20 protein-coding genes and 1 pseudogene are annotated in these 23,677 nt (G+C 33.0%); 15 read left to right on the forward strand and 6 right to left on the reverse strand.

Annotated features, from left to right (window positions below; all coding sequences use genetic code 11):
- The 6 genes and pseudogenes from ACFO3N_RS17215 (at position 1) to ACFO3N_RS17240 (ending at position 4,659) form a co-directional block, all read left to right on the forward strand.
- Positions 1–1,023 carry an META domain-containing protein gene (locus ACFO3N_RS17215; RefSeq protein ID WP_379799763.1) on the forward strand — a complete coding sequence of 341 codons (1,023 nt, stop codon included), beginning with the start codon at positions 1–3 and terminating at the stop codon, positions 1,021–1,023.
- A gap of 542 nt (positions 1,024–1,565) precedes the next feature.
- Positions 1,566–1,871: a hypothetical protein gene (locus ACFO3N_RS17220; RefSeq protein WP_379799765.1), complete on the forward strand. Its 306-nt coding sequence runs from the start codon at positions 1,566–1,568 to the stop codon at positions 1,869–1,871.
- A 245-nt stretch (positions 1,872–2,116) separates the two neighbouring features.
- Positions 2,117–2,713, forward strand: coding sequence for a hypothetical protein (locus tag ACFO3N_RS17225; RefSeq protein ID WP_379799767.1), 597 nt, complete (start codon positions 2,117–2,119; stop codon positions 2,711–2,713).
- 265 nt (positions 2,714–2,978) lie between these two features.
- Complete coding sequence (locus ACFO3N_RS17230; protein WP_379799769.1) at positions 2,979–3,365, forward strand: hypothetical protein; 387 nt, start codon at positions 2,979–2,981, stop codon at positions 3,363–3,365.
- A gap of 251 nt (positions 3,366–3,616) precedes the next feature.
- On the forward strand, positions 3,617–3,967 hold the full coding sequence (locus ACFO3N_RS17235) for a hypothetical protein (RefSeq protein ID WP_379799771.1): 351 nt from the start codon (positions 3,617–3,619) through the stop codon (positions 3,965–3,967).
- Positions 3,968–4,103: 136 nt separating this feature from the next.
- Positions 4,104–4,659: pseudogene (locus tag ACFO3N_RS17240) on the forward strand (REP-associated tyrosine transposase).
- A 316-nt stretch (positions 4,660–4,975) separates the two neighbouring features.
- Here the strand turns inward: ACFO3N_RS17240 and ACFO3N_RS17245 are convergent.
- The 6 genes from ACFO3N_RS17245 to ACFO3N_RS17270 form a co-directional block, all read right to left on the reverse strand.
- The gene (locus ACFO3N_RS17245) at positions 4,976–5,896 is read right to left on the reverse strand and encodes a hypothetical protein (protein WP_379799773.1); all 921 of its coding nucleotides are present in this window, start codon (positions 5,894–5,896) and stop codon (positions 4,976–4,978) included.
- Positions 5,897–6,056: 160 nt separating this feature from the next.
- Positions 6,057–6,848, reverse strand: coding sequence for a glucose 1-dehydrogenase (locus ACFO3N_RS17250; protein WP_250835994.1), 792 nt, complete (start codon positions 6,846–6,848; stop codon positions 6,057–6,059).
- A 61-nt stretch (positions 6,849–6,909) separates the two neighbouring features.
- Positions 6,910–7,488 carry a TetR/AcrR family transcriptional regulator gene (locus ACFO3N_RS17255; RefSeq protein WP_379799776.1) on the reverse strand — a complete coding sequence of 193 codons (579 nt, stop codon included), beginning with the start codon at positions 7,486–7,488 and terminating at the stop codon, positions 6,910–6,912.
- 83 nt (positions 7,489–7,571) lie between these two features.
- The gene (locus tag ACFO3N_RS17260) at positions 7,572–7,997 is read right to left on the reverse strand and encodes a VOC family protein (RefSeq protein ID WP_379799778.1); all 426 of its coding nucleotides are present in this window, start codon (positions 7,995–7,997) and stop codon (positions 7,572–7,574) included.
- Between the two features lie 303 nt (positions 7,998–8,300).
- Complete coding sequence (locus tag ACFO3N_RS17265; RefSeq protein WP_379799780.1) at positions 8,301–9,524, reverse strand: hypothetical protein; 1,224 nt, start codon at positions 9,522–9,524, stop codon at positions 8,301–8,303.
- Complete coding sequence (locus ACFO3N_RS17270; protein ID WP_379799782.1) at positions 9,521–9,943, reverse strand: hypothetical protein; 423 nt, start codon at positions 9,941–9,943, stop codon at positions 9,521–9,523. Before ACFO3N_RS17270 ends, ACFO3N_RS17265 begins: the two co-directional genes overlap by 4 nt.
- Positions 9,944–10,221: 278 nt before the next feature.
- Between ACFO3N_RS17270 and ACFO3N_RS17275 the strand changes: the two genes are divergently transcribed.
- The 9 genes from ACFO3N_RS17275 to ACFO3N_RS17315 all read left to right on the forward strand — a co-directional run bounded on the left by ACFO3N_RS17275 (position 10,222) and on the right by ACFO3N_RS17315 (position 23,668).
- Positions 10,222–11,010, forward strand: coding sequence for an SDR family NAD(P)-dependent oxidoreductase (locus ACFO3N_RS17275; protein WP_379799784.1), 789 nt, complete (start codon positions 10,222–10,224; stop codon positions 11,008–11,010).
- A 233-nt stretch (positions 11,011–11,243) separates the two neighbouring features.
- Positions 11,244–12,050: a phytanoyl-CoA dioxygenase family protein gene (locus ACFO3N_RS17280; RefSeq protein ID WP_379799786.1), complete on the forward strand. Its 807-nt coding sequence runs from the start codon at positions 11,244–11,246 to the stop codon at positions 12,048–12,050.
- A 154-nt stretch (positions 12,051–12,204) separates the two neighbouring features.
- On the forward strand, positions 12,205–12,891 hold the full coding sequence (locus tag ACFO3N_RS17285; RefSeq protein ID WP_379799788.1) for a CDP-alcohol phosphatidyltransferase family protein: 687 nt from the start codon (positions 12,205–12,207) through the stop codon (positions 12,889–12,891).
- Position 12,892: 1 nt separating this feature from the next.
- Complete coding sequence (locus tag ACFO3N_RS17290) at positions 12,893–13,324, forward strand: GtrA family protein (RefSeq protein WP_379799790.1); 432 nt, start codon at positions 12,893–12,895, stop codon at positions 13,322–13,324.
- Between the two features lie 250 nt (positions 13,325–13,574).
- Positions 13,575–14,153, forward strand: a complete 579-nt coding sequence (locus ACFO3N_RS17295) for a DUF4833 domain-containing protein (protein WP_379799792.1) — start codon at positions 13,575–13,577, stop codon at positions 14,151–14,153.
- A gap of 321 nt (positions 14,154–14,474) precedes the next feature.
- A complete protein-coding gene (locus ACFO3N_RS17300; RefSeq protein WP_379799794.1) occupies positions 14,475–17,213 on the forward strand; it encodes a substrate-binding domain-containing protein in 2,739 nt (912 codons plus the stop codon).
- A gap of 230 nt (positions 17,214–17,443) precedes the next feature.
- Positions 17,444–18,802: a sugar porter family MFS transporter gene (locus tag ACFO3N_RS17305; RefSeq protein ID WP_379799796.1), complete on the forward strand. Its 1,359-nt coding sequence runs from the start codon at positions 17,444–17,446 to the stop codon at positions 18,800–18,802.
- Positions 18,765–20,381 (forward strand): glycoside hydrolase family 32 protein, encoded by a 1,617-nt coding sequence (locus ACFO3N_RS17310; protein WP_379799798.1) that lies wholly within the window; start codon positions 18,765–18,767, stop codon positions 20,379–20,381. Before ACFO3N_RS17305 ends, ACFO3N_RS17310 begins: the two co-directional genes overlap by 38 nt.
- Before the next feature lie 182 nt (positions 20,382–20,563).
- Positions 20,564–23,668 (forward strand): SusC/RagA family TonB-linked outer membrane protein, encoded by a 3,105-nt coding sequence (locus tag ACFO3N_RS17315; protein WP_379799800.1) that lies wholly within the window; start codon positions 20,564–20,566, stop codon positions 23,666–23,668.
- Positions 23,669–23,677 lie beyond the last annotated feature (9 nt).

Below are 23,677 nucleotides of genomic sequence, written 5' to 3' on the forward strand. Positions count from 1 at the left end.
ATGATGAAAAGATTTAAATGTATGTATGTTTTTGTGGTAGTATTAGTATCAGCATTTACATACGGTCAGGAAAGTTTAAAAATGTTTGTAAAAGAAAGTAAAGTGCCATGTCAGGGTGTTGGCCCAATGGAATGTCTGCAAGTGAAGTACGATAAGGACAAAGAATGGCAACTTTTTTATGATCATATTGAAGGTTTTAATTTTGAAAAAGGAAATCGATATGAGATAATGGTAACCAGAACCAAAAGACCAGAACCTATTCCGGCGGATGCTTCTTCCTACCAGTATAAACTGAAAAGTATTATTTCGAAAACGCCTGTAAATACCGAAAAAGGTATTTACAATACCAAAATGATTTTAACCCAATTAAACGGGAAAAAGATAAATAGCGGAAAAGCATTTATTACGATTAATGATGAAACGGGCACAATAAGCGGTAAAAACGGATGTAATAATTTCAACATAAAATACACGAAGCTTTCTTCAAAGAATCAAATTAAGACTAATTCTCCAATGGGAACTTTAATGGCTTGCGACGACGAAAGCATGAAATTAGAACAAGAATTTAGCGCTGCAATAACAAAGAAAAAGTTCAAAATTGTAAAGAAAAACAATACCGTACAGTTTAAAAACGCGAAGAACAAAGTGGTGATGGAATTTTCTATTCCAACTCAAGACCAATTGTGGAGTTTTATCGAAAAAAATAACTGGAAACTAATAGCACTAGAAAATGTTGGACAGGATTACGGTAGAGCTTCTATTAAGTTTAATGTAGCAGAAAAGAAAGTAAGCGGAAACACAGGCTGCAACAACTTCTCTGGAATTTATGAAACCAACGGTGATCATATTTCTTTTGATAAAGTAGCGTCTACAAGAATGGCATGTATTGGTGAAGGAAATGAAACAGAGCAAAAAGTGTTGTCGTATTTAAACAATAAAGACCTTCGTTTTGATGTAGCAGACCAAACGCTTAATTTTTATCTTAATGATAAATTGGTCATGATGTTTGGCATTACAAAATAAACCAGTTCTATAAGTCGTCTTAAAATAGAGGATGATTTATGAAAGATAATTGTAAAACCAGTGGAGGTGATTCAATGTTTTTTTTTATGGGTAATTAGTTTTAAAGTCTGAGATTCGATTACTTCAGATTTCCAAAGAGTTCAACTGAAATGCTGCGCAAATGTCTCTGACTTTGCGCTTTTTTTACACTTGTGAATTAGTAAAATTTATAAAAGTCTCCCGACTTTTTACAATTATTTTTTAGTGTTGTTTTTTATTCTTTCTTTATCTATAAATTGCATTTAAGAGATTTAGTTTTAAAGTCTGAGACTTTATGACTTTTACGTTTTAAATTATATATTTGAAAAATGGCGCAAAGTCAGAGACATTTTGCGCAGCGCTTGTGAGGTACACTTTGCAGAGCAGGGGTAGATTTTTATTGTTAGATTTGTTAAAACCATATGGCGGTGGAAATTAAGAAAGTGATCGATATTTGCATAAATACCTTAATCTTAAATAGTCTGCTAAAATTTTAGTTGTAATTTTAATAGTATTTCCTAAAAATGAAAATCATAAATAAACATCATGTACTAGTAGAAGTTCGAAAAATAGATGAGAATTCAATTTTATTAAAGTTTGTAGCTAAATACAAACATGATCAAAATGAGAATGTATCGATACTGCAAATTGTTGGAAAAGGCATTGCAACAAAAATTGAATTAATCAATGAATACCATCTAAATTTTCCAACTGTAATTGTAGATGATGGAGAGTTGACTTTCTATAATGGGAATTTGGATGAGTCGCCAGATTGGGGAGATTGGACAAGTGCTTTCTCATTACCTTTTGAAAAGTATGATTTTGTTTGACAATTTGATACTAGTTTATACTCAACAATAGCGTGGAAATTCTTTCTGTACCTATTCCTAAATATTAATGAAAGTAGGATTTTCTTTTTAAATCTGTTATGATATACTTTGCGGGAACGGATTACAAATCCGCGCTAACGATTGAGAGTAGATCTGCGCGATCGGGTTTTGACATTACAATTAAAGATAATTCAATAGATCAGTATGGAACACCGCCTTATATAATTTTAAATGTTTAATAAAAAATGGAAATTAAATATACCAATTTATACGGAGAAAATCTAACAACTCAACAGGTTGGATTAAATAATATTTTCGTCAAAGTTTTTAAAGATAATAACAGACTGAAAAAAAAAGAATACTACGAAAATAATATATTGTTCAATGAGCTAAATTATATCGAATTAGGGGCTTCGCATGAAGAACTATTATCCCAAAATAATGATTCAATTGGAATTATTGAAATTGAAGATATTAATGATAATTATACTAAATTACATTGTTATACCTATTCAAATAAAATACTTGAGAGTAAGGGAATAGAAATTGAATTAAATGGAAAGACAATTATGTCACAAGATATAGACATTCAAACAAATATTCCATTATATAATAAAACGTATAAATACTATGAAGATATAAAAACAGGTTATGAATTTAAATTTCAATATTATACTTCTGGGGAACTTGCTAGAATTATAGTATCTAACAAAACGGTCTATTTTTTTGAAGAATTTAGATTAAGTGAACTAGCTTTAATACCTAATTTCGAATGGTGGCCACAATACTCTTCTTATTATTTAAATGCTCAGCTGGAAGTGCCTGGTGAAATTATAGTTTAATTTACCCGATAGCGCAGATTTAGCTACGCAACGAACGATAGCGCGGATTTGTAATCCGTGCCCGCAAAGTAATTCCCCCCCAGCAGCCGCGAGCGTCTGGCTGTGAACGTAAAGTTTTGTCTGTCCTTGAAAAAGTTTTAGTACTTGTCTGAAAATGTTTTTACAAATTGACATTAATTGACCTTCCTGTTTGTGCACGAGCGAGGCGCTCGCGTTAGAAGGGAATTAGTTGTTGTCCAAATATCAATCCTTAATAAATAACAATATGGCTATTTTAGATAACTATAATTTAAATTTTAGTAATGATATTTTTACTTACCCTGATAATCAAAAAGTATATCACAAAAATGCAAATCATAATATTAAAAATGATTTTTTTGGATATCTGTTACATTATTTTAAAGATGTAGAAAGTATTAATGATATAATAGCTGATATAGATTTTATCCTGACCGATGGATATTACAATGATGAATATCAAAGAGATATTTCTTTAGATCGATTATTTGTTTTTTATCATGATAAAACAGTGATTTTTAAAACCCAAAACGATATCTTACTACAAGAATTACCACTTATTGATTTTAAAGAAATACTTATATTGTGGCGTGCATTTTTACAAACTACTCCTTTACATGTGACTAATGTATAAATAAATCCGATTGAGCGGATTTCCAATCCATGCCCCCAAAGATTGGTTTGATCCCCCAGCAGCCCGAGTGTCTGGCTCGTGAACGTAAAGTTTTGTCTGTCCTTAAAAAAGTTTTAGTACTTGTCTGAGAATGTTTTTACAAATTCACATTAATTAATCTTCAGTGTGTTCACGAGCGAGACGCTCGCGCCAGCGCGGTCATAACAACGCTATTTCTTATTTAAACTTAATATTAAACTAACTATAAAAACATGTCTAGAAAAAAAGATTTTAATTTAGCATTTAACAGAACAAAAACTCCTGGTGGCAGCATAATTTATTATTGTAATTCATTGTCTTCTTCAAACAATCAATCTTTGTGCTTAGCTACCATACTATCTGGATATCATGAAAAAGATGATGTAAATTATTTACTTGAAAATATCACATTAGCACAAAATGGAATGCAGTTTGAAGATTTTCATCAACCTGATAGTTTAACAGGTAATTTTGAATTGATTATTTCACCTCCAAATATTATTATATCACCAAACAATCATTTGATTTCTTTACAAATTTGGAAAGAATTACTTAATGAATGGTTAGATTTTATATCTATTTAAACCCGATCGCGCAGATCTATCTCCGCAACGATAGCGCGGATTTGTAATCCGTGCCCGCAAAGTAATTCCGTCAAAACCCCACAAATAAAAAGTGAAACTTTCCTTTATACTTTTTATTTTTGTAGGAAAAAAGAACATGTCAACAAAATATAAAGCAACAACAACTGAGGAAGCATATTTTATAACTGTAACTGCCGTAGGATGGATAGATATATTTACAAGATTAAATCAGAAAAATGTTCTAATCAATGCTTTAAAATATTGTCAGGAAAATAAAGGTTTAGAAATTTATGCCTATTGTATTATGAGCAGCCATATTCATTTGCTCTGCAAAGGAACGAATGGTTTTTTATTATCTGATATTATTAGAGATTTTAAAAAATTTACATCAAAAAAAATAATACAAACTATAATAGATGAACCTGAAAGCAGAAGAGAATGGATGTTGGAATATTTTCAGAAGTCATGCGAACATTTAAAAAAGAACCAGACTTATAAAGTATGGCAAAATGGCTATCACGCAGAACATATTTACAGCAATAAATTTATCAAGCAAAAAATTGATTACATCCATAACAATCCTGTAAAAAAACAAAACTGTTAGTTCGGCTGAAGATTATTATTTTAGTTCTGCAAGGAATTATTCAGGCTTAGAAAATGATTTAGATGTTGTTTTGTTAGATCTGTTTTGAAAAAATCTATTGCGTTCTAGAAAACATCAACAACAATTGATTTTTTTTGATTTGCATTGTGTCCAATCTTTGCGGGCACGGATTTCAAATCCGCGCTAACGATTGAGAGTAGATCTGCGCGATCGTTTTTTTCCCCCAATTAATTTAAACTAAATTTATGAGGGAGTAGAGAAAATCAAGAAAAAGATTCCAGTTGATGCTGTAACCCAATAAAGCGAAAGCAATTTGATATTGATAATTTAGTATATTTAACAGCCAAAATTATTCATAGATTTTTAGGAATTTTACAAAATCAAATTTTAATTTTTAACGCATATTAAATACTGTTAAGTCTTACCGATAAACTTTTTAAATCTTGTTCGAGAGAGCGAACAGTGGCTTGCAATTCATTTAGCATATTGGCTCTCGAAGATAAATCGTCTGCGGAGTAAATTCCGCCATCATAAAAAAAGAGTTTTTCGGTTTGAGCATCTATTTTTCCATCAAAATTGTATTGCAACCATCTGTTTTTAATGCTTTCCTGCAGATCATTTTTTCCCGAATTGCTAAATTGTTTTTCGTTTAGAATCGCCCAGATAGAGTTAGGGTATGCACCGTTAGAATTATCATTGAACCAGATATTTCGCAGCAGATTTCTTTCCAGTTTTAAGTTGATTTTTTTTCCTTTAGGAGCAATAGTCAGCGCTCCTAATCCGGCACTCACTAATCCGCCGCTGACACCAACGATATCACTGGCATTATTGTTTTTTATTAAAACAGTGGCTACAGTAGTTAATGCGCCAATAGTTACAGAAGCAACCGTAAGATTTCTAGTTTTTTTATTATTGATATCGTTTATAAAATTGGCCAGTTTATCGATACGTTCGCCATTACAATCTAATTCTGATGCCAGTGCATTTATCTCTATGCTGGTAAGAATTAAACGATCGGTAATTTTTTGTTTTAAGACGAGTCTTTTTAAAGTGTCTTTTTTGATTTGAAGATATTCTGCTAGATAAGATTCAATACCAATAGCCTTGCTTATCAGGATATCATGCTGCGATAAATTAGCTTTTAGAATACTGTCGTTATTGGATGTTTTATTCGGGAAAACTTCGAGTTTAGAATAATCATATTCAATGGTAGGCTGACAGTAATTGCTGGTGAGATAATCAATTTTTGGACTATTCAAAACGGTTGTACATGAGGATACAAAAATAGATATAATGAATAAAATAAATATTTTACGCTGTTTCATATTGATTTTCTTTAACATTAAAAATACGAATTAACTTTTTACTGTTAAAAAAACATTTCGTTAGAAATAGAATTTCTGAAGGCTTAACCTAAAAAATGAATATAAAAAAAAACGGATTACAGGTTATTCCGTAATCCGTTTCTACATAAAAATATCTTGATTAAGAATTACCATAAAGGTTTGATTCCCCTCCATCAATAGCAATGGTCTGTCCGTTTACATATTGGCATTCATCGCTAAGAAGAAATGCTACAAGGTTACCTACATCTTCAGGTTTCCCTAACCTTCTTGTAGGGTTTCTTTGTGCGTATGTTGTTTCGGCAGCTTTAGGGTCAGATGGGTTTACTTGTTTAAAAGCTTCTGCCACCATTGGCGTAAGGATAGCTCCAGGCGCGATTGCATTGGTATAAATTCCATCTTTACCATATTCTATTGCCGCATTTTTGGTCATACCCGAAACGGCATGTTTACTTGCTACATAAGGCATCTGATTAATAACCCCTCTGATTCCTCCTACAGAAGCTACGTTTACAATTTTTCCTCCGCCGTTTTTCTGCATTACCGGGATCACATATTTTAGACCGTAATAGACACCCATAAGATTGATGTCAATTACTTTTTTAAATATATTGATGTCATAATCCACTATTGATGCCTGTTTTCCTTCGATACCTGCATTGTTGTAGAATCCATCGATACGGCCAAACTCTTCAACTGTTTTGTCTACATAATTTTTGACAGCCTGTTCGTCTGAAACGTCAGCGATTATAGTTATGATTTTTGCATTTGGAGCAACTGAATGGATTTCTGCTTTTGCTTTTTCGAGTGCTTCGGCATTGTAATCTACAATTGACAGATTGGCTCCTTTTACTGCTACTGCTTTACTTGCTGCTAGTCCGAGCCCCATAGCTGCTCCAGTAATGATAATTGTTTTGTCTTTAAAAATGCTCATGATATATAGTATTAAAATAGGTTAATTGAAAAATTATTCATTTAAAATTAAAAAAAAAATGCTAGCTTATACCTCTCCATACCAAATCAAAGCAGTCATCAATGAGCTGCTGGCTTAATGGAAATAACTTTTGTATGATGCCTGTAGAGCAGGAGCGTACCGCACCATCAAAAAAACTGATTAGTATAATGGCATCCAGTGCTTTTATAATTCCTTCTCGCTGTCCTTTTTCTAAAAGATCATAAAGAGGTTTGTTCTGTTTTTCGTACTCAGCCAGTTGTTTGGAGAAATTGAGTTGTATGTAACCCGACTGTTGATATTGGTCGATAAATACGGTTTCATCATAATGGTTTAGCCTGTAGTTAAGCATATTGATGTAAATCTTCTTAAGTGATTGCCTTACGGGTAAATTAATGTCAAAGTCCCGATACATGGCCTGCGTCATTTTATCCTCTACAGCGGCATAGGCCAATTGAACCACTTCTTCTTTGTTTTTAAAGTAGATGTAAAGGGTTCCTGCAGCAACTTCGGCGGTTTTACTTATGCCAGAAATAGTAACGCTTGCTAATCCCTGTTTGCCTGTAAGTACATATACAGATTTCAAAATTTTCTCTCTTTTATCTGGATCTAATGGTCTCATATAGTAAAGTTAAATGAAAAAATATTCATTTAAATACAGTTGTCTGAATTATAACTTTTCTTTAACGCGTTTAGATAGTATTCTCAATTGCTATTATTTTCTCCTAATTCATAGCCAATCTCCCATATATGTCCAAAAGGATCTTTTAGCTTTCCAATTCTCCAATCTTCTTCGGTTACCATGGGGCAAATCTGTATTGCACCAAATTTTAGTGCATTTTCAAATATTTTATCTGCATTTTTAGTTTCGAGAATTATTCTGATTAGTGTAGTAAATGCTGGATTTTCACTGCCATCACACGGTGTTTCGTCACTAAGATAAAATTCGGCGCCTTCAATTTGCAATACAGAAGATATTTTGTTGTTATCAATTTCAAATCTTTTAGATTCAACAGCGCCAAAAGCGTCAGTGTAAAATTTAACCGCTTTTAATCCGTTATTTACTGTCAGGAAAGGCTTGATTTGAGCTTTCTGAAGTGTACTTTTTTCTTGATTTTTTTCTTCTTCCAATTTCATAAACTTCCATTATTTGTTACTATAAAAGTAGTATTTTTTTTAACTATACTATTTTCAATAGTTTAAGTGTGGTTGATTATTAGAATTTATTCGGAATCGGTTTGAATATCTTTCTGGCATATTGGTCGAAATAAGTGCCAGCGAATAGGGTTAGGGATAACCATTATGGATGTTGCTTATCCAGCAGTTTACAATTAATTTTTATATTTGAGTAATTTAAAAACATACGTTTATGAGAGAAACGCTCCGGCCAGCAAGGTAATTGTATTTAATATAGAATAACATTTTTAATTATTTCTAATGAATACAATCTACTGTCCAATGAAATAGAGGTTGCAATAGTGGCAGTTTTTTCCAAGGAAGTGATTTAGAATATATAGTTATTCCTAACTCCTGAGATTCAAGTTTCAATATCTTTGATTCATACGAATATTTGTATTGCATTTTAATTTTTTCGTTGTTATGATAGTTAGATAGTAGAAATTGATTTTTAGAAGAATTAATTTCTAAGTAAAAATCTTCCATTTTATCGTCTGCGTACTGAAAAATTAAATAGTTTTTTCGGTGAATAAAAATTCGTTTTATTTTTACGTCTACCGCATTTTTTTTCTCGTTTTCATTTTTTGTTTCTATGACTTCATATGCCCCATGAAGTGGATTCCGTAAAATAGTGTCATCATTGAATTCATTTTTTTGAATATAAGGATATAGTGATTCAAAAAAGAGAAAAAGGATTAAAGCAGATTTTATACTCAATCTTATTGTTTTTGAAGAACATAAATCGTTGACCGAAAGACTGGTGAGAGCTACAGTTTTATTTAGAATAAAAAATTGCCAAACTATATTTAGAGAAGGAATAAGCAATAAAAAACAAATTAGTAATAAGAATGAAGAATATAATTTTACAGAAATGTCAAAACCAAAATTGATAAAAACAACGTTTGTTAAAACTCCAAAAAGAATAAAAAGACCAAGAATTCGAGTTTTTTTATAAAGCAGCATCAAAGCCGGAATGACTTCTATTGCACCCATAAAAAAATTGTATGAATAAGAGCTTCCCATAGCACTCCAAAACAAAATGTCTCTATCTAGCAATCCTAAAGGCGTGTATAAAGTATTTGGTTCGGGAAGGTAGAATTGCGATTTAAAGATTTTATCAAAACCATATTTAAGCATTAGACAGGAAAGATAAAAGGTCAAGATCATTTGAATTGTCTTGATAATAAAAATTTGATGAATCTTCCAGAAATAAGAAAAGGACAATGAAATTCTAGAAATTAGTGCCAGAATCAATAAGATGAAGAACAGCAAATATAGAGTTGTCGAATCTGATGTGATTTCACTATTTGCAACATGAATTCCGTCAAAATTTGAAGCAATAAATTGAATTAAACTTCCAAAAAGGAGATTTGTAATTTTAGGTTGAAAATCTAGATATTGAAAAGAAAATGGGATAAATATTAATCCTAAAGTGACAAGTATTAAAAATAATTGATAAATAAAAATGCCTATTTTTTTCATTTTAAGCCAATAAAAACTATTTTATTAATAGGAGTTTGCATCAGTATTGTCTTGGAGGATTTTCTTAGTTTTAGGATGTTTTTTTTATTCAATACAGGATCATTTACAAGTGTATCTCTCATATGAATAAAATCGGACTCCTTTAGAGTATCATACTTTGACCAATCGTAATACGTACTTTTAGATTGTCTATATTTTATTACAGTGAGAGATTTGTTTACAATGATAACTGTATCAAGCCTAACAAAATTTATTTCGTGAGTTCCAAAGTTTGAACTATTTATGTTAAATAAATTGTTTTGATATGCCTTCGCAAAAGAATTACTAGAGCCACTGTGGCTTTTATGTGCTATTACTTTAGTTTGTGCCTGAGATAACAGAGTAGTAAATAAGCAAATGAGCACTATTTTTAGTTTCATAATTTTTAAGTTTTTTAATTTATGACGTTATTGAATTTTATGTAACAAAGAAACCTTCTCGTGATTCTTTTAATATATATTTATTGATTAAGCTAATAGATAAAATTTAGGATTTACAAATTTAGTCTGTTATACGACTTACATAGTATACAATAAGTTATAATACTATTAAAATAAGATAATCTTTGACAGACCAATAAACAATGTCAAAATCAAATAATTTAATTATGCCAACAGGTTACAATAATTTTTATATTTGAGTAATTTAAATGAAGAAAATGAGCGAAAGAACGAAACCGTATGCCTTAATAACGGGTGCCAGCAAAGGCATTGGAAAAGCTATTGCTTATCAATTGGCCAAACAAGGTTATCCGCTATTGCTTGTGGCAAGAAGTGAGGAGGAATTAAAAGCATTATCTAATGATCTTCAAGATAAATACGGCATCAATGCTTTTATTTTATCTCTTGATCTTTCAACCAATGGCGCATCGCAAAAAGTAACCGATTGGATAAAAAGTAATAACTATCCACTTGGAATTCTAGTTAATAATGCTGGTTATGGCGTGTGGGGCGATTTTAGTCAGTCTGCTCTAAGCGATCAGCTTGGCATGATGCAGCTCAATATGAATGTAGTGGTAGAGCTTTCGTATTTATTAGTTCCTACACTTTCAAAACAAAAACAAGCCTACGTTTTAAATATTTCGAGTACCGCTGCCTATCAAGCTGTACCTACGCTAGCGGTTTATTCGGCTACAAAGGCTTTTGTTTTGTCGTTTACCCGTGCCTTGCGTTTCGAATTGGCTCAAACCTCAATTTCGGTAACCTGTTTTAGTCCGGGTCCAGTGGATACTGGTTTTGCTGCAAGAGCTGGTTTAAGCGCTTTAAACAAAATGGCAGAAAAGTTTAATATGCAGCCCGATGAAGTGGCAAAGATGGCGGTAAAAGCCATGTTCAGCAAAAAATCGGAAGTTATTCCGGGGTTTACCAATATCATTTCAGTTTATGCCAACCGTGTATTACCAAAGGCTTTTATCGAAAAAACGGCAGCTGGGATTTATAAAATCTAATTTTTTTCGAAAAAAATATAAAAATATTCTTTGCAAAAGAAAAAATATATATTATGTTTGTATTAAATTCTACTAATTCTATAGAGTATGTCAGATAAAAGAAAAAATACGTTTAATTTTCCTAAAGGTCGAATGCAAGCAAATATGCGAATGTGTTGTTGCTGTTGTTGTTGCAGCAATCTTTTAGACAAAATTATAAACACTATTATTTCATTTATTAAATCTATATTATCATGGGATCTTCTTATAAAACCTTCACTCTTACTGAGCAATTAACTAATGAGCAAATAAACTTTTTTAACGAACATGGTTTTATCCATTTCAAAAAATTCATAAACCCAGAAACGGTTTCATCCATCATTGAAGCTTCCAAACAAGTGGAGCAAAAATGGATTGAAAACAATCTTCAAAAAGTAAATGGTGTTCCTATCAAATTCGGAAAAGATTTAGATGGTTCTCCTATTGTACAGCGTTTTGCTTTTATCAATCAACATCATCAAGCCTTAAGCGGACTTTTACTTGATCCAAGATTTAATGGTTTGTTGCCATTGGCAGGCGATGGAGCTAGATTGGGAACTGAAGAAAAAGACGGAATGGTTTTCAATCATTATATCAACGGGCCAGAAAGTAAGTTTACAAAAATGGGCTGGCACACAGACGGTTTAAGAGATATTTTTTATGGTGGAAAATTAAACCCGATGTTAAATGTGGGTATTCACTTAAGTACTTTAAAACCCGAAAATGGCGGTCTTAAAATCATTCCAGGTACACACAAGCAAAGTATTTATCAAATGCTTTTTCGTAAAAAATACTTTTTAGATCATCAAGCCGATCCAGAGGAAGTTTCTATTAATCCGGAAGCTGGAGATTTAACTATTCACGATGGCCGTTTGTGGCACAGAGTAGCGCAATCCTCTATTCGTGGCGAAGAGAGTAGAAGAAGGGTTATTTATATTCCGATTATAGCAGGAAAATATGCTCCTAAAAACGAGAACAGTCCAACGGTTTTCTATCAACGTTTTGCAGGTATTGTTAAATAATTATGCTGATTGTTCTCGCATTTAGTTATCTGGTTAGATCAGGTAAACTAAAAAGTGCCAGCGATTTCTTTAAAAATAAGCAAAGAAAAATCAAATTGAAAATTGCAAAAGTAGAATTGGCAATCCTCTCAGGGTTACAAATATTGGGCTAATAATGGGAAAAGAAATACAGGTAGAGGAGTATAGTACAATTGCGCAAAGAACATTTTCGGACCGCAAGCGAACTAATATTTTAAAAAGAGCAGAACAGTTAACTATTGTATTTTTGCTTCCAAAAGTGCCTAAATTCATTTCGCCCAACTTGCTTACTTTACTTGGAACGCTTGGTTCAGGATTCGTTTTTTTAGCCTTTGTTTTAGGAACTTATTTGACAAACTGGTATTTGCTTTTGGGTATTATCGGATTGGCTATAAATTGGCTAGGAGATTCTTTAGACGGAAGATTGGCTTATTATAGAAATATTCCGCGCCGTTGGTATGGTTTTGCACTCGATATTATCGCCGATTGGATCGGTATTGTACTTATAGGCTTTGGCTACTACATTTATGCTAAAAATGGCACACAAGTATTAGCCTTTGCTTTTGTTGCATTGTATGGCTGGTCGATTATCATCAGTCAGTTGCGCTACAAAATTACAGATCAATACAGTATAGATTCTGGTTTTGTTGGTCCAACAGAACTTCGGTTTATTATTGCTTTAATTTTAATTATAGAAGTTTTATTTCCTGGATCAATAACCTATTTGGCAGGCTTAATCACCATTGCGTTATTTATAGTTAATACCATAGACAGCTTGAAACTCTTAAAGTTGGGTGATTTAAAAGATAAAAACCAAGGCTGAAATGTTCAAGAAAAAAGCTATTGTCACTTTTCTGCAGGCGCAAGTTGCGGCATTTTTAGGTGGCATTACCGATTATGGCTTAATGATCCTATTAACAGAAGTATTTAAATTGCATTTTACATTCTCTATTTTAATCTCCGGAACCGTTGGCGCCATCATCAATTTCAGCATTAATAGATTTTGGGTGTTTAAAAATCAATGTGGTTATAGCAGTCGTATCAATAGTCAGCTTTTTAAATTTGCGTTGGTAGTATTAGGAAGCATTTCTTTAAAGTCATCTGGTACGTTTATTTTGCAAAAAGCATTTCAAATCGATTACCGAATCGGAAGATTAATCACCGACAGTTTTGTTTCTTATGGATTTAATTACCCGCTGATAAAATATTGGGTTTTTAAGACCAACCAAAAACAGGATATAATCAAATCAAATTAATCTGTTGGGTATACACAATATTGTCATTTCGACGAAGGAGAAATCACACACGATAATCGACAAAGATTGGCGATTTTGATTGTGGCGTTTCTAGTGTGATTTCTCCTTCGTCGAAATGACAAACATTTGCGATTTTGCCAGAAATTTATTCGGCATAACATTATTGTTTTTTTTCTTAAGTTACTGACATCGTGCTTCGGGATTATGTGTTAAAATAAATGCATCCAATACGGCATATAAAAATTTCATCATGAATAAATTATCATTTAAATATTTTACAAAATCACTTATCGTTCTAACGATCTTAGTTAATATAATCTCCGAAAATCTAACGGCACAAGCTAAAAATCCTTCGCCATTAAATTTTCCTACGCCTAAAAACGTAGATAATATGCTATTTTACATTCAGAGAGATCCCAACATAAACACTGCTATTTATGCCATAAACTACCAAGAAAATGGAAAAATAGATAAAGAGAATCCGATAAAAGGGTATTGGATCCGATATGCCGAGAAAGGAGAGAAGAAAGACTTCAATTATATACAACGCAAATTTGCCTACGGAATAGAAAGCAAAGTCTTGAATAATGAAGAATTTGAGCTTCAATTTGTTTCGTATAAAAAGTTGCCTTTAACCTTAAAAAAGATAGATTCAGATCAAAAATATCATGTTTTTGTAAGTGTAAATCAGAAAAAAATACAAGTAGAAAAAATATTTGTACGTATTGAAGGAGGTTCTTTTTGGCTGCCCAATGTAAAGTATGCCGAAGTTACCGGAATTGATGCTTATTCAAATAAAGTAATTACGGAAAGAATTCTATTAAAATAAGATATTGATACGTTAATTATGTCTCACAATCTGTTATTACTCATTTTACTTCAAGCTTTAAGCGTTTTTTCTTTAGTTGATGCGTGGGAAAATCTATTTGATTTCTAAATCAATTAAGTGAATAGTAGCATTTTCATTATTTTGCATCAGATATATTGTTTGCTCATTTGTGTACATGAAATAAAAGTTTAATTTTACTTTTTAAACTATACACCTTTCTTGCTTGTCATCTAAAAAATAATCCTTCCTAATTATTTAGACAAACGCAATTAAAGAATGCATTTTAAGTGCTTATTTTTTATTTACAAAACTCAAAATTTCATGTATCAATTTGTAAAATATATTTTGATGCTTTTTTTGGCATCCTTAAGTTTAATATCCTGTAAACAAAAACAGGCAGACAAAATAAAAGTAGGTTTTTCTCAGGCAATGACAACTGACGACTGGCGCAAGCAAATGAACAGTTCTATAAAAATCGAAGCTTCCTTGCGACCTGAAGTCGATTTGACAATTAAAGATGCCAATAATAATGTAGGGAAACAAATCGAAGATATAGAGCGTTTTATTTCTAATAAAGTTGATGTTATTATTGTATCGCCAATTGAGTCCAAACCTTTAACAGTAGTTGTAGAAAAATCTATAAAAGCTGGAATTCCCGTACTAGTTGTGGATCGCAAAATTGAGGGAGAAAATTACACAGCTTATCTCGGAGCTGATAATATTGAAATTGGCCGAATTGCCGCCCGCTACATCATATCGCACAGTAAAGGTTCTGGCAATATTATAGAAATCACAGGAGCCAGCGGATCATCTCCGGCTTATGAAAGAACACTTGGCTTTAATCAAATTATCAACGAGAATAAGCGTTTTAAGATTGTAAACACCATTCGGGGAGATTGGGAAAAAGAATCGGTTAAAGCGCCTTTGAAAGCAATTCTTATACAAAATCCGAATATTGAATATATTTTCGCTCATAACGACCGAATGGCTTTAAGCGCTTGGGAAACTGCTAAAACCCTTGGGCTTGAAAAGAAAATAAAGTTTATTGGTGTTGACGCCTTAAACTCAGTAAACGGTGGAATAGAGCTGGTAAAAAGCGGCGTTCTTGATGGAACAATATTATATCCAACCGGAGGAAACGAGGCTCTAAAATTGGCATTGAAAATGTACAACAAAGAATCAATTTCCAGAAACAATATCCTAAATACGATTGTTATTGATAAAAACAATGCTGAAATTATCGAAAACCAGATGGATAAAGTCGATCAGCAGCAGTTGGTAATCGAATCACAGCAAGGGGCTATTAAAGTACAGGAAAGAGAATATGCTTCGCAGAATAATTTGGTACGGCTGCTTAGTTTTTTTCTTGTAATTATTTTGAGTTTAACGATTTACAGCATTTATTCTACCATTTCGATTTCAAAAAAGAAAAAACAGCTGGAAAGAATCAATCAAACGGTAATTGACCAAAACAATGAAATTCAGGAAATGGCTCAGATTGCAGCTAAAAGCAATGAAGCAAAACTGAATTTCTTCACGGGACTTTCGCATGAATTTAAAACGCCAATAACTTTAATAATGAGTTATGTGGAATCGTTAATCGAAAATGAGAAAATTAAAGGAACCGCATTGATAGATGAAGTAAAACTGATTCATAAAAATTCAAACAGATTACTGCGATTAATCAATCAATTATTAGATTTTAGAAAAATTGAAGAGCAAAAATTTACGCTGAGAGCTTCGAATACAAAGATTTATGATTTTACAAATGAAGTCATGGCCAATTTTAAAGGTGAAGCAGCCCGAAGAAATATTGATTTTCAATTAGTCTGTAAAAACAAAAATCTAGAACTGTTTATTGACCGCGGTTTAATGGATAAAGTGTATTTCAATCTATTATCAAATGCTTTTAAATTTACGCCAGATAATGGAAAAATTAGTATTTCAATTGTCGAAAATCAGGATAATACAGTAAAGATTCACTTTAAAGATTCCGGAATTGGAATTCCAGACGATGAGCTTTCTAATGTTTTTGATCCATTTTTCAGGGCTTCAAATAATAATAAAAACAGCTCCGGAATTGGTTTGCATTTGTCAAAAGAATTTGTACTTTTGCATCAGGGAACTATCGAGCTAAAATCAAAGCAAGGCAGCGAATTTGTGATTACGTTATTAAAAGGAAACAGTCATTTGCAGCCTGGTCAAATTATTCAGAAAGTCGAAAAGCTAACCAATATTCCGAATTTAATTACTGATAATTTAGATATAGAACCCGATTTAAAAGAATCAAATACCCTTTCAGATACTGAGAAACATACTTTACTCATTATAGAAGACAATGTAGATTTGGTTAACTTTTTAAAAGCAAAACTGTCCAATGAATATGTAGTTTACAATTCTGACGGAAGCGATGCAATTGAAAAAGCGTTGGAAATTATTCCGGATATTATTATCTGCGACATTAATTTAGTCGACAAAGATGGTTACCAAATAAGCAAAGAACTAAAGAAAGACCTTCGTTCTTCGCATATTCCAATTATAATTCTAACGGCACAAAGTAATAAAGAATCTGTTTTAAAAGGGCTTCAGAGTGGGGTAGATCAATATCTTACAAAGCCTTTTAGTCTTTCAATTTTAAAACAATCTATTTCAAGTTTACTTTTTAACAGAGAAAAACTACGTTATTATTACACCAATAATATTTATAGAGTTGAACCTGAATCTAAATTTGGAAATCAAGAACAGACTTTTATTACCAAAATGAATGACATTATCAAAAAGAATGTTGAGAATCCAAAGTTTTCGGTTGAACACTTGGCGGATAAATTGGGCGTTTCGAGAGTGCAGTTGTATAGAAAAGTAAAAGCAATTATCGGCATTAATATTAGCGATCATATTAATAATGTCAAATTAGAGAAAGCAGCAGAGCTTTTAAAGTCTAATGAAATGAATATTTCTGAAATTGCGTACTCGTTAGGTTTCTCTTCTCCTAACTATTTTTCTACAGCTTTTAAGAATAAATTTGGAATTTCTCCTAAAGAATATAAAACGTCAAGCTAATTTGTCTTTGAAATTGTTTCTTTTAAAGTATCAATTTTGAAGGTTATGTAACAAAATCGAAACTACAAGGTTTTCGTAAAAGATTTTTAATTTACGTAAAGTCTTGTAAATAAAGGTTTTGTCTTTATAATATTAAACTAGCAATATTTATAGAAATAAATTGTAACATCATTAAAAATAAGTTGTTTTTTTTGCAGATATCTTAGCAACAAGTTTTTAATACATGTACAATGAATAAGATATTGATTTGGTCTGTTACTGCTGCACTGGCAGGTTTTCTTTTCGGTTTTGATACCGTAGTTATTTCTGGAGCTGATAAACAATTACAGCTTCTTTGGCACTCATCAGATGCCTTTCATGGTTCAGTTGTTATGGCAATGGCATTATGGGGAACTGTAGTTGGTGCTATTTTTGGAGGAATTCCAACGAATAAAATAGGACGTAAAAAAACGCTCTTCTGGATTGGTATTTTATACTTTGCTTCTGCAATTGGCGCCGCTTTTGCCAACGATCCGTTTGTTTTTGCTGCCTTCAGATTTGTTGGTGGTTTAGGAGTAGGCGCTTCTACTATTGCTGCTCCGGCTTATGTATCAGAAATTGCTCCGGCAGACAAACGCGGAAGATTGGTAGCTTTATATCAGTTCAATATCGTACTAGGAATTTTAATTGCTTTTATCTCTAATTACTTTTTAAAAGATATTGGCGAAAATGCCTGGAGATGGATGATTGGTGTTCAGGCAATCCCTTCTCTTATTTACATTCTGTTTATTTTGACAATTCCTGAAAGTCCTAGATGGCTTTTGTCTAAAAATCGTGACGAAGAAGCCCGTAAAGTTTTATATACAATTGATCCGTCTGCAAATATTTCTGATTTAATCGACGATTCGCGTGAAAACGGTGTTACTAAACACGAGAATATTTTCATGAAGAAATACCGTTTCCCATTGATTCTGGCTTTTTTAATTGCCTTTTTTAATCAGTTTTCGGGAATCAATGCATTTCTTTATTATGCGCCAAGAATTTTTGAAGAAGCTGGTTTAGGACAAAATACAGCATTGTTAAGCAGTATCGGAATTGGAGTTACAAATCTTATTTTCACCTTAATTGGTGTAGCATTAATTGACAAATTAGGAAGGAAGTTGTTAATGTACATTGGTTCTGTTGGATATATTATTTCACTCGGATTAGTATCGGCTTCTTTCTATTACAATTGGGGAGGTTTATCGGTTCCTATTTTCCTTTTCCTTTTTATAGCTTCGCATGCAATTGGTCAGGGCGCAGTAATTTGGGTTTTTATTTCAGAAATTTTTCCGAATCACATTCGCGCGTCTGGACAAGCATTTGGAAGTTCAGTACATTGGGTTTTGGCGGCAATTATTCCGTCTTTAATTCCGATGTTGTTCTCAGAAATCGGACCCGAAGTTGTATTCCTTATTTTTACTTTAATGATGGTTTTACAATTGTTATTTGTAATTTTTCTGATGCCGGAAACAAAAGGAATTTCTTTAGAAGCTTTAAGCGAAACACTAACTAAAAAAAATAACCACAAAAATGAAATCAAAGAAACATCTGCCGTTAGCTCTTTATAGTGCTGCCTTACTGTCGATAGTAGGATTAAAACCATCTTCTGCAACCGCACAAACTGCTGCCGTAACTGTATCGAACACGGTAGAAGAACAAATGTATCGACCAAATTTTCATTTTACGCCAAAAAAAGGCTGGATGAATGATCCTAACGGAATGTTCTTCGCCAATGGATATTATCATTTGTTTTACCAGCATTATCCTGATGGAAATACATGGGGACCAATGCATTGGGGACATGCCATTTCTAAAGATTTAATTAAATGGGAAGAACAGCCAATAGCGCTTTACCCAGATAAAGACAAATATATATTTTCCGGAAGTGCTGTTGTCGATACGCACAATACATCTGGTTTAGGAACTGGAAAAACAGCACCAATTATTGCTATTTATACGTTGCATGATATGACAAAGGAAAAAGCAGGCAAAATTGATGTGGAACAGCAGGATATTGCTTTTTCTAATGATAATGGTTTTACATGGCAGAAATTTGAGGAAGGAAATCCTGTCGTGAAAAATCCAGGAATTAGAGATTTTCGTGATCCAAAAGTATCTTGGGATGAAACTCATAAGCAATGGATTATGGCTTTGGCAGCACAAGATCGAATACAGTTTTACAAATCATCGAATCTGAAAAACTGGGAATTTGCATCTGAATTTGGAAAAAATATTGGCGCTCACGGCGGTGTTTGGGAATGTCCTGATTTCTTCGAGATTAAAGTGGAGGGTACAAAAGAAACCAAATGGGTTTTAATTGTAAACTTAAATCCGGGCGGGCCAAACGGTGGTTCTGGGGTTCAATATTTTGTTGGAGATTTTGATGGTAAAACATTTGCGATGGACGCTACTTTTGTTGAAAGAGTAAATAATGAAAAAGCAGTCTGGGCAGATTATGGAAAAGATAATTATGCAGGAGTGACCTGGAATAATGTTCCAACTTCAGACGGAAGACGCTTATTTATCGGATGGATGTCAAACTGGGAATATGCGCAACAGGTTCCAACAACGACATGGAGAAGCAGTACAACTATTCCGCGCGAATTGAAATTGGTTAAAAAACAAAACAATTATAATTTGGTTAGCACACCGGTAAAAGAAATCAATAATTACGTTTCTAAAACCATTAAAACAAAAAGCAAAACTGGAAAAGGAACTTTGAATTTAATTGAAAATGGAAAAGCTGATTTAACGCAGACAGTTGTTAGTTTAGATTTAAAAAACTTAAAACAGGAAGATTACACTTTTACACTTTCAAATACAAATGGAGAATCTTTAAGTTTCGGTTTAAACAACAAAGAAAATTATTTATTTGTTGATCGTTCTAAAGCCGGTAAAGTTGATTTCTCAGATAAGTTTGCTTCAACCGTAAGTAAGGCGTTTTTGGAAGGAAGCCAAAAAAGTGCCACTTTTAAAATTATTTTGGATAAAACTTCAATCGAAATCTTTTATAACAATGGCGAAAAAGTGATGACGGAAATCTTTTTTCTAAACAAACCATTTTCAGCTCTTTCTATTTCTTCACAAGAGAAAATAGAGGTAAACAATTTTAAAATTCAAGAATTAAATTTTTCTAAAAGTCATTAAAAAAGAATAGCAAATCACTTTTTCTTTAGTGAAGAAATGACTGCTAAAGCTTGAAAAAATTCGAAAGATTTTTCTTTCTGACCTTTTATGCTTTATTCTGAAATAGATCGGTTGCTTAAAACTGGCAAGCGAAATACTAACTACATAATAACCAATTAAATATAAACCAAAACCATTATTTTATGAAAAGTAAGATTATTTATTTTCTATTTTTCTTCTTTCCGATGCTGATGATAACAGCGCAGGAAAACGGAATTAAAGGAACGATAATTTCGTCTGATGACGGAATGCCGCTTCCTGGAGCGACAGTAATTATTTCAGGTACAAATATCAGTTCGGCAACCGATTTTGATGGAAATTTTTCTTTCCCAAATGTTGCTTCAGATGCTGTACTTGTAGTTTCTTTTATAGGATATGCCCCGCAATCGATTTCTGTTAAAGGGCAAAAAACAATCAATGTAACGCTGAAAGTCGACAACAATCAATTAAATGAGGTCGTCGTAACTGGTTATTCCAAACAAAAGAAAACAGATATTACCGGAGCAGTTGCAGTGGTGAACATGAAGGACGTTATGAAACAGCCAGAACCAAACCCAATCAAAGCTTTACAAGGAAGAATTGCAGGAGTAAAAGTATCGTCTGATGGTTCGCCAAGCGGAGGAAATACAAAAGTGGTGATTCGCGGTGTGGGGACGCTAAACAACACAGATCCACTTTATGTAATTGACGGAATGCCAACAAAATCTGGAATGCATGAATTAAACCCTAATGATATTGAAACCATTCAGGTGCTTAAAGATGCTTCTTCAGCCAGTATTTACGGTTCCCGAGCTTCAAACGGTGTTATTATCATTACAACCAAAAAAGGGAAAGAAGGTAAAATGAGAATCAATTTCAGCACCTATGCTTCCTTTTCAGATTATTCTAGAAAATTAGATGTTCTCAATGCAAACCAGTTTGGACAGGCACTTTGGCAGGCAAATATTAACGACGGTTTAAATCCGAATAATAATAATTTGCGCTATCAGTTTGACTGGTCGGTAAATAACAATAAACCGCAGTTGAATAAAGTTTTGGTTCCAGAATATTTAGATACACAGCAAACCCTTAAGGCTTCAAATACAGATTGGTATGATGCAATTTCTCAAACTGGAATTGCCAATTCTTATGATTTGTCTGTTTCGAATGCTTCTGACAAAGGAAATTATGTTTTCTCGCTAGGGTATTATGGAAATGAAGGTGTTGTAAAAACGACAGATTTTGAAAGAATTTCTGCGAGAATGAACAGTTCGTATAAATATTTTGATGGCAAATTAGTTATCGGAGAAAACTTCAGTTTAAACCGTACCAACGAAGTAACAGATCCGGGCGTTTTAGATCCTGCTCTTAGAGCTTTGCCAATTATTCCGGTGCATACTGTAGACGGAATAGGTTGGGGAGGACCGGTTGGAGGAATGAACGACAGACAAAATCCGGTTCGACTTTTAGAATACAATAAAGATAACAAATACGATTATTTACGTCTTTTTGGTAACGCTTACGCGGATTTGGAAATCATTAAAAACCTGCACATCAAAACCAGTTTCGGAATGGATTATGGTTTTTATAAGAAGCGCACGTTACAAAGAAGCTACAAATCGGGTTATTTGCAAAACGATCAGACTTCTGTAACTATCGATCAATCGATCAGCGACAAATGGACTTGGACGAATACAGCAATTTATAGCTTAAACTTTGGAAAAAGTAATCTGAATTTGATGGCGGGAACGGAGATGTACAAAGATACTTATGATACAAATACATTACGTAAAAATGACTTTTTGATCGAAACGCCAGATTATATGTATCCAGATGCAGGAACAGGCGAATCGTTTACCAGTGGAACTTCGACTGTATATTCTTTGCTTTCTTATTTTGGAAAAGCAGATTACGAGTTTGATAATCGTTATTTGGTTTCGGCAACAATTCGTCGCGATGGTTCTTCTCGTTTTGGAAAAAACAATCAGTTTGGAACATTTCCGGCAGTTTCTGCGGGATGGAGAATCAGCAACGAAAATTTTATTAAAAATAATGCTCCTGTTTTTTCTGACTTAAAACTAAGAGCAGGCTGGGGACAAACGGGTAATCAAGAAATCAGTAATACAGCGGTTTATTCGCTTTATCTGGCAAGTTACGCAGGCGGAAGTCCAACTTGGGCAACTTCTTACGGGACAGCTTACGATATTGCAGGAAACGGAAACGGACTGCTTCCGTCTGGTTTTATTGCAACACAATCAGGAAATGATGATTTGAAATGGGAAACCACAACGCAGACCAACATTGGTTTGGACTTTGGTTTATTCAAACAAAAATTAAGCGGCTCTATAGATTATTATATCAAGAAAACAGATGATATTTTGGTATTGCCTCCATATTTAGGAGTTATTGGAGAAGGTGGAAATCGTTGGGTAAACGGAGCTTCTATGGAAAATAAAGGTTGGGAGTTTTCTTTAGGTTATCACGACGAAACTTCATTTGGATTGAAATATGATATTTCTGGAAACATTTCGGCAAACAAAAATAAGATTACACAATTGCCAGATGAAGTAAAAAACAACTACGGTGGCGATGGATTAGAAGATAATATTTTAGGTCGTCCAATCAATTCGATGTACGGTTATGTTACTGACGGATTATTTACAAGTCAGGATCAGGTGGACAACTCGGCAATTCAGGAAGGAAAAGGCCTTGGAAGAATCCGTTATAAAGATTTAAACGGAGACGGGGTAATTACAGATAAAGACCGTACCTGGATCGGAAATCCAAATCCGGGATTGTTGTACGGAATTAATTTAAACTTGTCTTATAAAAACTTTGATTTTACCACTTTTTGGGAAGGTGCAACAGATGTTGATGTGATTAACAATACCAAATATCAGACTGATTTCTGGAGTGTTGATGATGTCGGGTCAAATAAAGGAACACGCCTGTTGAATGCTTGGTCTCTGGATAATCCAAATTCGACTATTCCGGCATTGACAACAGTAGACAGAAATGCGGAATCAAGATTTTCAACTTATTATGTAGAAAACGGAAGTTATCTTAAACTTAGAGTTTTACAGTTTGGTTATAGTTTGCCAAAAGATTTACTGAAAAAACTAAGCATGGAAAGTTTCAGGTTTTATATCAGCGGTCAAAACTTATTGATTATCGATGCGAAAAGCTTTACAGGAGTTGATCCGGAAAATGCAGGTTTTGGATATCCTCAGCCGACAACTTTTACTGCTGGTCTTAATTTTACTTTATAATAAAAGATT

Source organism: Flavobacterium chungangensis, from assembly GCF_042654045.1.
GTDB lineage: Bacteria > Bacteroidota > Bacteroidia > Flavobacteriales > Flavobacteriaceae > Flavobacterium > Flavobacterium chungangensis.